We start from the raw sequence: 12,393 nt of genomic DNA on the forward strand, positions 1-12,393 counted from the left end.
CGTCATCGCGCGGCGGGTGCCACACACGAGGCGAAGCGAGCGCAGCCTCTTGCGCGAAGGGAGCTAGTGCTGGGTTACTGCAGCTTCTTTGCAATCAGCTGGTTGACCTGTGCCGGGTCAGCTTTGCCCTTAGTGGCCTTCATGACGGCACCGACGATCGCGCCGGTGACCTTCTTGTTGCCAGCCTTGTACTTTTCCACGATGTCGGGGTTCGCGGCCAAAGCCTCGTCAACCGCGGCTTCGATAGCACCGTCGTCACGGACGACCTCTAAACCACGGTCCTTAACGACCTCGTCAACATCGCCTTCGCCAGCCAGCACGCCGTCAACTGCCTGGCGAGCCAGCTTATTGGTCAGCTTGCCTTCGGATACCAAAGCAGCCACGCGCGCCACCTGCTGTGGGGTGATGTGCAGAGCTTCCAGCTCCACCCCCTGTTCGTTGGCCTTCTGCGCCAGGTAGGAGACCCACCAGGAGCGCGCCTCGGCAGGCTTCGCGCCCGCTTCCACGGTATCCACAATGAGGTCCAACGCACCGGCGTTGACCAGGTCCCGCATTTCCTCATCCTTAAGCTGCCACTCTTCCTGGATACGCGCCCGGCGAATCCATGGCATCTCCGGCAACGTAGCGCGGATTTCCTCGACCCACTCCGCGGGGGCCAGAACCGGTGGCAGGTCAGGATCGTTGAAGTAACGGTAGTCCGCCATCGTCTCCTTCGGGCGCCCCTTAGAGGTCGTGCCATCAAGTTCCTGGTAGTGGCGGGTTTCCTGCACAATCTCTACACCGTTGACTAGGCACGCTGCTTGGCGCTGCATCTCGAAGCGCACAGCCTGCTCCACGGATTTCAGGGAGTTGATGTTCTTAGTCTCGGTGCGGGTGCCGTACTCCGTGGCGCCCTTCTGCATGAGCGACAGGTTGGAATCCACACGCATCGAGCCCTGATCCATACGCGCATCCGAGACGCCGAGGGCCTTCACTAGATCGCGCAGTGCGGAAACGTAAGCCTTCGCTACCTCCGGTGCGCGCTTTCCCGCCCCCTCGATCGGCTTGGTCACGATCTCAATGAGCGGCACGCCGGCGCGGTTGCAGTCAACGAGGGAGGACGTAGCGCCGTGGATGCGACCGCGCTCGCCACCCAGGTGGGTCAGCTTGCCGGTATCTTCTTCCATGTGCGCGCGCTCGATCTCTACGCGCCACTCGGTGCCATCTTCCAACACGACATCCAAGTAGCCGTCGTGCGCAATTGGCTCATCGTACTGGGAGATCTGGTAGTTCTTCGGCTGGTCTGGGTAGAAGTAATTCTTTCGCGCGAAGCGGGAGTAAGGTGCAATCTCACAGTTCAGCGCCAGACCAATCTTGATGGCCCATTCCACACCCTGCTTGTTCACCACGGGCAACGCGCCGGGCAGCCCCAAGCTGCAGGGGTCCACGTTGGTGTTCGGTGCATCGCCGAATTCCGCCGAGGAGGTGGAGAACATCTTCGTCTTGGTGGACAGCTCGACGTGGACTTCCATACCCATAACCGGGTCGAAGCGCTCCAGCACTTCATCGAAATCCATCACATCATCGGAGTAGTCATACACAGGCGCAGTCATGGTGACCATCTTAGTACGACGGAAATTCTTTATTCGGCAACGGCCATGGCTGAGCCTCGGTAAGGTTGGTGGCCCCACATGTCATCGACGGAAAGAACCTTCATGTTCGGACGCAAATCTCGCGCATCTCGCACCTCGCGGGAACAAACATCGGCGCAATCTGCACCGATTCCCGCACAGGGGGAGCACACTTCCCATCCAGAAGGCACCCCGCACATTCTGGATATCCGTACAGTTTCAGCACCTCTTGTGAACATTGTGCTATTCGATCGCACGCCCGGTCCCGAGGAGATCGTTGAGCAGCTGCAACAACAGTTCGAAAACGAACTCGGCGAATTCCAGATCAACCCCGAAACAAACTCGGTAGCGGTGGAAGTATGGGGTGATCACCTCATTCACGTCACCACCGTCGAGGCGGTACCTGACGGTGAGTACTTCCACATGCGCTACCACCCCGTTTTGTCGGGCGAGGAAAGCGCCGTCGATAACGTCACAGCCCAGGTTGTGGTCGCCCTCCTTCCCAGCGAGGGTCGAATGCAGCTGAACAAGCAATTCATCGAACCACGGATGAACAGTGCTTTCACGCACGCCGCGGTGACCGAAGCCGTAGCTGCCGTCGATGGCGCGTTGCTGGTGCACTCCACCCTGGCCGAGGTCACGTTCAATGCGGGTTACTACCGTGGCTTCGTTCAAGAGGGCCGAGTGGAAGAGGCCTTGGTTTCGGTGTGGATTGTGCAGTCGGAAAACGGCGGTAGTAACGCATACACGTGCGGCTTAGCACCCCTGGGGCACCCCGAATTGATATTCGTGGACTCTCCCATTCCACCCGAGGAGCTCTACGCCAAGCTCATGAACCTTGCCAACTACATCCTGAACGGCGCCGTCTTGCGCCCCGAGGACACATTGGGATTCGCCGATGATCAGATCCTGCGTGTCTCTGAGGGAACCCACCCCTACTTCGCCGACGTCGCCTGCTTGGAGTTGCAGATCACCGAGGCGTAACGCGCGGCGCAGGTAGCGGACGTAGCGCAGGCATTGCGGGCCGTACAAAAGCGCAGGCCGTCACCAATTTCTTTTGATTCGACGCCTAGCCGAACAGCGCCTGCGCCGTTTCGTAGAACTTCAGTGGAACCTCCTTGAGTTGGCCCACAGCTTGCTCAAAGGTAATCAATTCAATGTGGGACGCGTTGAGCGCCACGACCTTGCCGAAGTCTCCCGCCAAACAAGCCTGGGTGGCGTTCACACCAAACCGAGTGGCCAAAACACGGTCGAAAGCGGTGGGAGTACCACCGCGCTGAATGTGCCCCAGCACCGTTGTGCGCACATCCGTATCGAGCCGGTTTTCCAATTCCTTGGCGATGAGACCAGAGATGTCATCAAACTTCTCATGGCCAAACTGGTCAACCTCGCGCTCACCGACATCCAGCGTGCCTTCCTTTGGCAGCGCCCCTTCAGCGACCACGATGATTCCGTACTTCTCCCCCAGCTGGAAACGGCGAGCCATGCGCTTGCATACTTCGTCGATATCGAACGGGGCTTCTGGAATGAGGATCTCATGAGCACCACCAGCCATGCCCGCGTGCATTGCAATCCAGCCAACGTGGCGGCCCATGACCTCTACGATCATCACACGGTTGTGGGATTCAGCGGTGGTGTGCAACCGGTCAATTGCATCCGTAGCTACGGCGACCGCGGTATCGAAGCCGAAAGTGTAGTCGGTGCCGTCAACGTCGTTGTCGATAGTCTTTGGCACGCCCACAACCGGAACGCCATGCTCGTGCAAAAACTTTGCCCCCTTGAGGGTTCCTTCCCCGCCGATCGCGATCAAGGCATCAATGTGGGCGTCGGCCAAGTTCTCCTTAACCCGATCGATACCTGCCATAAAGTCATCAGGGTGCAGACGACCGGTGCCCAAGATGGTGCCACCCTGTCGCAGGATCCGATCGATAAACGCATCGTCGTATAACTGCACGCGACGATCTTCCAGCAGGCCTTGCCAGCCATCTTCAAAGCCCACGACTGTGGAGCCTTCTTGAGCAGCCGTGCGCACGACGGCGCGGATAACGGCATTGAGTCCGGGGCAGTCACCACCACTGGTGAGGGTCGCAATACGCATAGTGCCTGATTGTAGCGATCGGCTCCGACACTCGCTGTGTAAGGGCACTCGCGCGGGTCAGGCGGGCTGGTTTACATACACCCGAGGACAACCGTGCGGTGTAGAGATCGGCCACGCTCAATGCGATTCGACTTCACAATGCCCCGCCCGAACTAGCGCAGTCCCAACTCACCGATCTTCTCGCGTAACGCGGGCAAGCTGTGGGAGAACTCCGGCATGAGGTCCAGTTGCTCAAGGTCATCGAGGGGCTGCCATTTCAGGTCCGTCGACTCTGCCGTTGGATTCAATTCCAGCACAGTGTCACAGGTCCCCAGAACGACGGTATAGCACCACTCGCTCACCGAGCTATCCGGAATCTCCCACCAAAAACGACCGCCTAAACCAAACACCAAGTGACCTCCGTGGCCGGGGTGTTCTATCCGGTTGTCGTTCATCAGTTCCTGGACACGGGGGTCACGGGGATCCCCGATACCCTCGACCTCATCACGGAAGCTATCCACTAACTCCATATCCTCGGAGGCCAGCGGCTGGCGCGTGAGAACGTGACTCAGCTCGATCCGTGAGGTCACCAGTTCCCCACGCACCGTGACCAATTCGGGTAGAACTCCGGTTTCTTCCCAGGTTTCCCGCAGCGCGGCATCCGCACACGATTCTCCCGTATCAATCGCCCCACCCGGCAAGGCCCAGGTGCCACCGCGATTAGTCCACTTGGCGCGGTGTTGCATGAGGACCTCCCCCGCCGAAGTGAGCAGCATCAACCCAGCGGCGCCCAGCGTGCCCCATCGCCGAGACCCGTCTGTTCCTACAGCCCAGCCGTCACCCGTCATGGTCTCGCTCCTCACACCGTTGAAATACGGTCTTGTGGTGAAATCTCACAAACCTCGCGTCATGCTCGCGATGCTACTCGTGCGCTTTATTACTTGCGCCCAGCCTCAAAGGCTGCGCCCACCCGGTACAAGTTGTCGTCCCGGTGCGCGCCGGCCATGATCTGCAAGCCGGTTGGCAGATTGGTGTCCGCTGCAAAGCCACCGGGCACGCTCATTCCGCACACACCGGCAAGGTTCAGGGGCAGCGTGAACAAGTCGAACATGTACATAGCCAATGGGTCATCGACTTTCTCGCCCAACTTGAATGCAGTGGTTGGGGTTACCGGGGAAACAATCGCATCCACCTTGTCGAAGGCAGCGGCAAAATCCTGCGCGATGAGGTTACGCACGCGCTGGGCCTGCAGGTAGTAAGCGTCGTAGTAACCGACGGACAGGGCATATGTTCCCAGCATGATACGGCGCTTCACTTCGTCACCAAAGCCCTCAGCGCGCGTCAAGCTCATGACTTGGTCAGCGCTGTTGGTACCGTCATCACCCTTGCGCTGGCCATACCGCATCCCGTCGAAACGGGCGAGGTTGGAGGAAACCTCGCACGGCAGGATCAAGTAGTAGGCGTTCATGGCGTGATCGAAATTCGGGCAATCGACCTCCACCAACTCCGCGCCTTGGGACTTCAGCTGTTCCAAGTTGGCGTGGTACGCATCCAGCACGCCCTGCTGGAATGCCTCCGGGCGCTCGAATTGCTTGACCACGCCCAACTTGACCCCACTGAGGTCACCGTTCGCGCCAGCCGTGGCGGCGTCGACAACAGGTGCCACAGGGCGGGAAGAAGAGGTGGCATCGTTGGCATCGTGACCCGCGATAACCTCGTGCAGCAAAGCGGTATCCAAAACCGTGCGTGCAGTTGGGCCGCCCTGGTCCAAAGAAGACGCACACGCTACTAGGCCGTAGCGGGACACGGTGCCGTAAGTGGGCTTCACGCCGACGGTGTTGGTCAGTGCAGCAGGTTGGCGGATAGAACCACCGGTATCCGTACCGATGGCTAGCGGAGCCATACCCGCGGCAAGGGCGGCAGAAGAACCACCGCCGGATCCGCCGGGAGTGCGATCCAAGTCATACGGATTCTTCGTTGGCCCGTAAGCGGAATTCTCCGTGGAAGAACCCATGGCGAACTCATCCATGTTCGTCTTGCCAAGGATCGGGATGCCAGCGGCGCGCAGACGCAGCGTAACGGTGGCATCGTAAGGGCTCATGTAGCCCTCGAGCATCTTAGATGCGCAAGTCGTGGGAGCATCGGTCGTAGTGAAAACATCCTTCAGCGCCAGTGGCACACCAGCCAGCTTGGACGTCGGCTGATCACCAGCTGCTAGCGCGTCATCGACAGTGGCCGCCGCCGCCAGGGCACTATCGGTGCCAACGTGGAGAAACGCGTTGATATCACCATCAAGGTCTTGAATGCGATCGAGGTGCGCCTGCGTTACCTCGACAGCGGAAATTTCGCGAGAATGAATCTTCTGGGCCAGATCGGCGGCGCTCCACGTGGTGAAATCTGAATCATTGCGCTCGGCAACGACGTACTTGGAGGACGCGGAAGAATTATCGGTCATTGGTGCCATCCTGTGGGAATCAGTTATGTGACGAAGCTGGTCAATACGGGTGCTAGCTGGGGAACTATTCGCCCAGAATCTGTGGAACCACGAAGCGCTGGTCTTCTGCGGCCGGGGCCTGGTCCAACGCTTGTTCGGCAGTCAGGCTGGGAATCACTACGTCCTCACGCATAACGGATTCGGTGCCGTCGACATTCTGGGTGGGGTGGCTCAGAGGCTCCACGCCCTCCGTATCGACCTCGCGGATAGCTGCCACATGATCGACGATCCCATCGATCTGAGCGGCGAAGTGATCGAGCTCCTCATCGGTGAGCTTCAGGCGGGCCAACTTGGCCAAATGGGCTACATCATCACGCGAAATTTCTGACATGCCTACTACTCTAGTCACCCTTTAGACACCAAGTGCGGACAGGTGTAGCTAGACTCGGACGCATGTCCTACTTAATGCGCGTCCGTATGCCCGATGTTCCAGGCGTTCTCGGCAAACTAGCCGTAGCCATTGGTACCGTCGGTGGCGACATCCGCGGCGTGGACATCGTAGGCAACGCCGATTCCTCGGAGGACATTGGAACCGTTGTCGATGACATTGTGGTCAACCTGCCCACCGGTTCCCTACCTGACTCCCTCATCACTGCGGCACAAGAAGTCGACGGGGTTTACGTCGACTCGATCCGGCCGTTTTCAGGAACGGTAGATCGCCGCGGACAGGTAAAGATGCTGGCCGATGTAGCCGATAAGCGGAAAAACCTCACCGAAGCCTTAGACCTCATGATGAACAGCCTACCGCAGTCGATGACCGCTGGCTGGTCAATCGTATTGGACACCGTGCCACGCACGCATCGCGTTGCCGCGTCGTCCGCCGCGCCCGCAGACAACGGCAAGGAGCTGGAGGCCGCCCCCGTCGTAGAAGCCCGTGTGCTCAACTCCGAACGCGAGGATTGGATCCCCGAAAACTGGGCGGTCATGGATTCCGCGCTGGCTGCAACTCCAATTCAAGGCACGTCCCTCTTATTGGTCATTGGTCGCCCCGGCGGGCCCGATTTCCTCCTATCCGAGGTAGAACACCTGCGGCAGATGGGCACCATCGTTGGGGCTTTCTTCAGCTAGCGCCCTCGCCGTTCGAACGCAGGAAGAACGCGTAGCTATCCGAGTCGGATACCTCGGTGGAGTGGTAGCCGAGCTTAGCCAGGTGCCGCTCGAAATCCCCATCGTTCGCAACGTTTTCGAAGGCGGTGAGGATGCGACCGTAGTCCATTCCGAAGCTGCGGTAGTGGAACATCGAGATATTCCACCGCGTGCCCAGCACTTCGAGGAAGTGCTGCAGCGCGCCCGGTCGTTCCGGAAATTCAAAGCTGTACACCCGTTCGCTGATGTGATGCGGCGGGTGGCCGCCAATCATGTAACGCACGTGCTCTTTCGCAATCTCATCATCGGATAGATCGACCACCCCGTAGCCCTGCCCCTCTAGGTCGCGCACAATAGCGGCGCGTTCCCGCTTACCTTCGGTGACCCGCACACCCACGAAGATGCGGGCCTGAGGGGCGTCGGCCTGCCTTTCACCCACCCGGTAGGAGAATTCCGTAACCGACCGGCCACCAAGCACCTTGCAGAAGTCCAAGAAGGCACCTTCGACCTCGGGGATCGTAACTCCGAAGATTCCTTCGGTACCCTCGCCGAGCTCCGCCCGCTCACTGACGTAGCGCAGCGAGTGGAAGTTCATATTCGCGCCAGATAGCACGCATACTAGCTTTTCTTTTTCGACGCCATGCTCCCCGACGTACGCTTTCAGCCCCGCCAGCGCGACTGCCCCGGCGGGCTCTGCGATCGCGCGCGTGTCATCGTAGATATCCTTCGTTGCCGCCGCGATTTCGTCCGAGGTAACCGTGATGCAATCGTCGAGGTATTCCTTACAGAGACGAAAGGTTTCGGCACCGATTTGTTTGACGGCCACGCCCTCGGCGAACAAACTGACGTGGTCGAGCGTGACGGGTTTATCAGCCTGTAGTGCGGCACCAAGGCACGCAGATTCCTCTGGTTCCACGCCAATGACCTGGATCTCAGGGCGCAGTTGCTTGAGCAGGACGGCGATACCCGCCGCGATACCGCCACCACCGACGGGAACAAATACGCGGTCAGCATCGGAACAAGACTGGAAGATTTCCAAACCGATGGTTCCCTGGCCGGCAATAACGGCCTCGTCATCGAAGGGCGCTACCCAGACCATGCCTTTGGTTTCCGATAGTTCCATGGCCTTGGTCTTGGCCTCATCGAAGTTCGCGCCGTGCAGCAACACTTCCCCTCCGAAGCTACGGACGGCATCGACCTTGATCGAAGGGGTGGGTTCAGGCATCACGATAATCGAGCGGATCCCCAGTTTCTGGCCGGACAGCGCCACCCCTTGCGCATGGTTGCCTGCTGAGGCAGCCACCACGCCTCGTGCCTTTTCCTCTTCCGTGAGCTGTGCCATTTTGTTGAAGGCACCACGGATCTTGAAGCTGTGGACCGGCTGCAGATCTTCGCGCTTAACCAAGACTGTATTACCAATGCGTTCACTGAGTGAGGGCATGTTATCCAAGGGGGTGTGGATCGCCGCTTGGTACACGGGTGCAGCCACAATGTTTCGCAAATAATCAGCGCCAGTCATCACCATGGAGAACCATGTTATCTGTGATGACTGGCGCTGTGCAGTCGGGGTTGGGGCTTGATGTGCGGGGTTGGGGGTTTGTTTCGATCGCTAACCCCAGCCGGTATTCCGGCTACACCACCCGCAGGTCGTGCCTTATTTGTCCAGCGGCCCCTTGGAGGTGGACAGATCCGGGCGGACGTTGCCTTGTGGGTGAGCCGAACCCGTCACGCCTGGCTGATCAGTGCTCGCGTTGTGGTAGGCATTCACGTCCAGCTGTGGGGTGGGCTGCAGGGTTTCGGTGGCGGGATTCTTCACCGAAGGGTAGCGCAGATCGACATCAGCATCGTCCTCGGCAGCCACGTATGGATCCTTGCCGTCGAGTACGCGATGAACTTGTTCCTTATCGATGGTCTTGGTCCACGTTCCGACCAGCAAGGTTGCCACGGAGTTACCTGCGAAGTTGGTTAGCGCACGGGCCTCGGACATGAAGCGGTCGATTCCGACGATCACACCCACACCGTCTAGCAAATCTGGGCGGTGGGACTGCAATCCGGCGGCGAGGGTTGCGATGCCTGCGCCGGTCACACCAGCTGCGCCCTTAGACGCAATGATCATGAACACCAGCAAGCTGATCTGTTCAGCGATGTTCATGGGCTTACCCATGGCGTCTGCCACAAAGATCGAAGCCATCGTGAGGTAGATAGCGGTGCCGTCGAGGTTGAAGGAGTAACCGGTAGGAACCACGATGCCCACGGTGGACTTATCCACACCGATGTGCTCCATCTTGCGCATGAGGTTCGGCAAAGCGGACTCGGAAGAGGAGGTCGCAAAGATCAGCAAGAATTCCTTGCCTAGGTACTTGACCAATTTGAAGATGTTGAACCCCGTAAAGACCTTCAGGATGGTTCCGAGAATGCCGAAGATAAAGATGACACAGGTGAGGTAGAAGGCCAACATAAGCACGCCCAGCTGCACCACAGCCTGCACCCCGGTAGCGCCGACAACAGCAGCAATAGCGCCGAAAGCGCCGATTGGTGCCAGCCATAGAATCCAACCCAGAATTTTGAACACCAGTTTTTGCAGGTGGGCTACAAAACCTAGGATTGGCTCACCGGCTTTGCCCATGGACTGAATGGCGAAGCCAACCAGCAGGGCAATCATAAGAACCTGCAGAACAGATCCACTGGTGAAGGCGGAGAAGAATGTCTCCGGAATGATCGACTGGATGAAGCCGATAAGGCCGTGAGGCTGTTCCGCGTTCTTACTCAAGGCCTCTTCGACGGCCTTGGAGTTCCCGTGAATATCTAAACCCTCGCCCGGTTGGATAAGGTTACCGACAACCAACCCTGCTGCCAGAGCGAAGGTGGACATCGTGATGAAGTACGCCAAGGCAATACCACCGGCTTTACCCACAGACGCAGCCGCGCGTACGGAACCGATACCCAAGACAATGGTGCAGAAGATCACCGGAGGGATGATCATCTTGATGATATTGACGAATGTGGTGCCCAGAGGCTTAAGCCCCTGGGCCACATCTGGAGCCACGAGCCCCAAAACAATGCCCCCAATAACGGCGATAATCACCGCAATGTAGAGCCAGTGGGTATTGTCTTTCTTCTCCCGCTTGCTGGGGGCAATGCTTGGCCCCTTGTGCGAGGTGATATCTGTGTAAGCCATGAGATTATCCGCTTCTAAAACGTCAGGGTAAACCGGCGACTATCGTCCCCTAGGCGGTATTCTTGACCTTCCTTAGCGAATAAACAAGTTGGGTCCCCTACGGTTGAACAGGCCAACTGGTTCCAACTTTGATGTCCCGCCCTTTAGACTCGAACCATTGTTGCAGTTTAGTTTGTGATTCGTAGAACCATTGGGCCTGTTGGACCATCAATTCCTCGCCACTATCCTGTACCAATCGGGGGTACTTTTTGGCCAACTTCCACGCCACACGGGCTGCAGCGACAGCATCGGCCGTGGCCTCGTGCGCATTCGTTAATTCGATTCCGTAATGCTCACAGACATTTTCTAACCTGCGCTTGCCCTTGCGGTACGGATCCATCGCGCGGTCTACAACCAAGGGATCAAAGACCAAGCCGTCAATGGTAAAGCTGGGCTCGAGTGCATGAAGAACACTCAGGTCATAAGGAGCGTTGTACACCACCAAGGTGGCGCCGCGCCGCCAAGCCTCACGGATCATCTCAATGGTCTGTGCCAGCACCTCATCGTGCGGGCGACCGTTCTCACGGGCGTACTCAGTAGTAATTCCGTGCACAGCGGTGGCCTGCTCTGGGATTTCGATCCCCGGGTCGGCAAGCAGTTCCAGATCGTCCCGTTCGCGCCCTGTTATTGAGATCATGGCGCTGGTAACGATGCGGCAGGTCTTGGGGTTAGTTCCGGTAGTTTCTAGGTCGAAGCTGAGCATGTTGGCGGGTTCAAAGTGCGGGATCGGTGCGTTCATGCGACCTACTTTATAGTCCGCGTGCGACAACCCCATCGATACAAGGGACCAGGGAGCAGGCCATGCCCCTGTGGGTGTGGGGACTGCGACAACCCCATCGATACCAGGAACCAGGTTTCTATGCCGCATCCCGGTTCCCTGGGTGCCTTGACTATGCCCACATAAAAACCCAAGCAAAAAACCGCTACGATGCTGCGCGGATTGCTTGGGAAAGAGGTTGGTTATAGGACTGAGTTAAACCAACATGTCGGGGTTAAACCGGCGTGTCGGTTTTAGACCAGCATGTCGTCGGCAATGCGGGCACTGTTGTCCGCTTCGATGAACAGCCCGCCATCGTCACCGAAAACAAATGCGTTTGCCTCGTCGGCGATGTTGAAGTCCTTGTTGAAGATATCTGGGAAAGCCATAGCGGGTATCCTTTCGTTGCGTGGTGTGGACGGTGGTTGGAGCTTGTCCGTCCGTGTGCTTTACACGCTATGGCCAGCCCCCGTGCCCGATCGAGCTTTGTGACGCCAGTTACATCCTTATTCACCCCGCTAAAATCATAGACTTTCCAGCGTTTGCGCAGGCAACAGAGTTTCTCGCACTGAAAGCACTTATATTTCCGATAGACTGCCCACCCCCTACCTCCACCTGGAAGTATGTGCCTAAGTATCACTACAGGCGGTTTTACTATCGATAAAGTTGTGCCCAACTCGCCGTCACACCTGCTCTCCAATCACCGTCGCAATGGCATAGTCACCATCGTGGCTTAGCGAAACGTGCCACCGGATGTCTCCCAAACTTGCCACCACGATCGCAGCCAAAGGTTCGTGCAGCCGTAGCGCGGGCCTGGACCAGTGATCCTGCACTACCTCAATGTGCTGCCACACCAATTGCTCCGCTGTCACGGGGTTCGGACGACCATAAAGCCCCGCAGACCACGCTTTGATGAAAGCTTCCTTCACCGCCCACCGCCCGGCGAGGTGTTGGGCCTGATTCCCGGTCACCTCAGCTCGGCGCTGGGCTGCTCTCCACTCGGCAGCGGTGAAAGCTTCGCCAAAACTCGTGCCGGGTTCGCTCAGGAGCTCTGCAAACTGCGGCACGTTCACTAGGTCAGTCCCGATGCCCAGGATCACGATTGCCTATCCCGGCGCATCAGAGCCTTCACGGCACGGTCTGGGTGCTTCC

12 protein-coding genes are annotated in these 12,393 nt (G+C 58.4%); 2 read left to right on the top strand and 10 right to left on the bottom strand.

Translation table 11 applies throughout. The annotated features are described in order from the left end of the window. Window positions 1-74: 74 nt before the first annotated feature. Window positions 75-1,592, bottom strand: coding sequence for an Asp-tRNA(Asn)/Glu-tRNA(Gln) amidotransferase subunit GatB (gene gatB, locus CAURIC_RS06795; RefSeq protein ID WP_172644083.1), 1,518 nt, complete (start codon window positions 1,590-1,592; stop codon window positions 75-77). A 78-nt stretch (window positions 1,593-1,670) separates the two neighbouring features. On the opposite strand from gatB, the gene CAURIC_RS06800 reads away from it, so the two are divergent. Beyond that, window positions 1,671-2,594, top strand: coding sequence for a DUF4261 domain-containing protein (locus CAURIC_RS06800; protein WP_084588221.1), 924 nt, complete (start codon window positions 1,671-1,673; stop codon window positions 2,592-2,594). 85 nt (window positions 2,595-2,679) lie between these two features. Here CAURIC_RS06800 and CAURIC_RS06805 read toward each other — a convergent pair whose 3' ends face one another. The 4 genes from CAURIC_RS06805 to gatC all read right to left on the bottom strand — a co-directional run bounded on the left by CAURIC_RS06805 (window position 2,680) and on the right by gatC (window position 6,512). Continuing rightward, a complete protein-coding gene (locus CAURIC_RS06805; RefSeq protein ID WP_265913951.1) occupies window positions 2,680-3,708 on the bottom strand; it encodes an ATP-dependent 6-phosphofructokinase in 1,029 nt (342 codons plus the stop codon). A gap of 152 nt (window positions 3,709-3,860) precedes the next feature. Next, window positions 3,861-4,535, bottom strand: coding sequence for an NUDIX domain-containing protein (locus CAURIC_RS06810; RefSeq protein ID WP_035115290.1), 675 nt, complete (start codon window positions 4,533-4,535; stop codon window positions 3,861-3,863). 89 nt (window positions 4,536-4,624) lie between these two features. Continuing rightward, on the bottom strand, window positions 4,625-6,142 hold the full coding sequence (gene gatA, locus CAURIC_RS06815) for an Asp-tRNA(Asn)/Glu-tRNA(Gln) amidotransferase subunit GatA (RefSeq protein ID WP_035115288.1): 1,518 nt from the start codon (window positions 6,140-6,142) through the stop codon (window positions 4,625-4,627). Between the two features lie 64 nt (window positions 6,143-6,206). Next, window positions 6,207-6,512 (bottom strand): Asp-tRNA(Asn)/Glu-tRNA(Gln) amidotransferase subunit GatC, encoded by a 306-nt coding sequence (gene gatC / locus CAURIC_RS06820; protein ID WP_035115286.1) that lies wholly within the window; start codon window positions 6,510-6,512, stop codon window positions 6,207-6,209. Between the two features lie 62 nt (window positions 6,513-6,574). Between gatC and CAURIC_RS06825 the strand changes: the two genes are divergently transcribed. After that, window positions 6,575-7,249, top strand: a complete 675-nt coding sequence (locus CAURIC_RS06825) for an ACT domain-containing protein (protein ID WP_290182221.1) — start codon at window positions 6,575-6,577, stop codon at window positions 7,247-7,249. Here CAURIC_RS06825 and ilvA read toward each other — a convergent pair. From ilvA to acpS, 5 genes are all read right to left on the bottom strand, one after another. Further along, a complete protein-coding gene (ilvA, locus tag CAURIC_RS06830) occupies window positions 7,242-8,792 on the bottom strand; it encodes a threonine ammonia-lyase, biosynthetic (protein ID WP_035115284.1) in 1,551 nt (516 codons plus the stop codon). The two genes, CAURIC_RS06825 and ilvA, sit on opposite strands and share 8 nt — an antisense overlap. 129 nt (window positions 8,793-8,921) lie before the next feature. Beyond that, a complete protein-coding gene (locus CAURIC_RS06835) occupies window positions 8,922-10,445 on the bottom strand; it encodes a cation:dicarboxylate symporter family transporter (protein ID WP_035115283.1) in 1,524 nt (507 codons plus the stop codon). A gap of 97 nt (window positions 10,446-10,542) precedes the next feature. After that, window positions 10,543-11,223 (bottom strand): 3'-5' exonuclease, encoded by a 681-nt coding sequence (locus CAURIC_RS06840; protein WP_172644082.1) that lies wholly within the window; start codon window positions 11,221-11,223, stop codon window positions 10,543-10,545. Between the two features lie 272 nt (window positions 11,224-11,495). Further along, entirely contained in the window at window positions 11,496-11,630 is a 135-nt protein-coding gene (locus CAURIC_RS06845; RefSeq protein WP_256364842.1) for a hypothetical protein, read from the bottom strand. Window positions 11,631-11,924: 294 nt separating this feature from the next. Next, complete coding sequence (gene acpS / locus CAURIC_RS06850; protein ID WP_035115343.1) at window positions 11,925-12,338, bottom strand: holo-ACP synthase AcpS; 414 nt, start codon at window positions 12,336-12,338, stop codon at window positions 11,925-11,927. Between the last annotated feature and the right edge of the window lie 55 nt (window positions 12,339-12,393).

It is taken from the genome of Corynebacterium auriscanis (assembly GCF_030408435.1).
GTDB classification, from domain to species: domain Bacteria; phylum Actinomycetota; class Actinomycetes; order Mycobacteriales; family Mycobacteriaceae; genus Corynebacterium; species Corynebacterium auriscanis.

Bases quoted from the DNA above. Each gene is read 5' to 3' on its own strand.
- gatB (WP_172644083.1), bottom strand. From the start codon at position 1,592: ATGACTGCGCCTGTGTATGACTACTCCGATGATGTGATGGATTTCGAT.
- CAURIC_RS06800 (WP_084588221.1), top strand. From the start codon at position 1,671: ATGTCATCGACGGAAAGAACCTTCATGTTCGGACGCAAATCTCGCGCA.
- CAURIC_RS06805 (WP_265913951.1), bottom strand. From the start codon at position 3,708: ATGCGTATTGCGACCCTCACCAGTGGTGGTGACTGCCCCGGACTCAAT.
- CAURIC_RS06810 (WP_035115290.1), bottom strand. From the start codon at position 4,535: ATGACGGGTGACGGCTGGGCTGTAGGAACAGACGGGTCTCGGCGATGG.
- gatA (WP_035115288.1), bottom strand. From the start codon at position 6,142: ATGACCGATAATTCTTCCGCGTCCTCCAAGTACGTCGTTGCCGAGCGC.
- gatC (WP_035115286.1), bottom strand. From the start codon at position 6,512: ATGTCAGAAATTTCGCGTGATGATGTAGCCCATTTGGCCAAGTTGGCC.
- CAURIC_RS06825 (WP_290182221.1), top strand. From the start codon at position 6,575: ATGTCCTACTTAATGCGCGTCCGTATGCCCGATGTTCCAGGCGTTCTC.
- ilvA (WP_035115284.1), bottom strand. From the start codon at position 8,792: ATGGTGATGACTGGCGCTGATTATTTGCGAAACATTGTGGCTGCACCC.
- CAURIC_RS06835 (WP_035115283.1), bottom strand. From the start codon at position 10,445: ATGGCTTACACAGATATCACCTCGCACAAGGGGCCAAGCATTGCCCCC.
- CAURIC_RS06840 (WP_172644082.1), bottom strand. From the start codon at position 11,223: ATGAACGCACCGATCCCGCACTTTGAACCCGCCAACATGCTCAGCTTC.
- CAURIC_RS06845 (WP_256364842.1), bottom strand. From the start codon at position 11,630: ATGGCTTTCCCAGATATCTTCAACAAGGACTTCAACATCGCCGACGAG.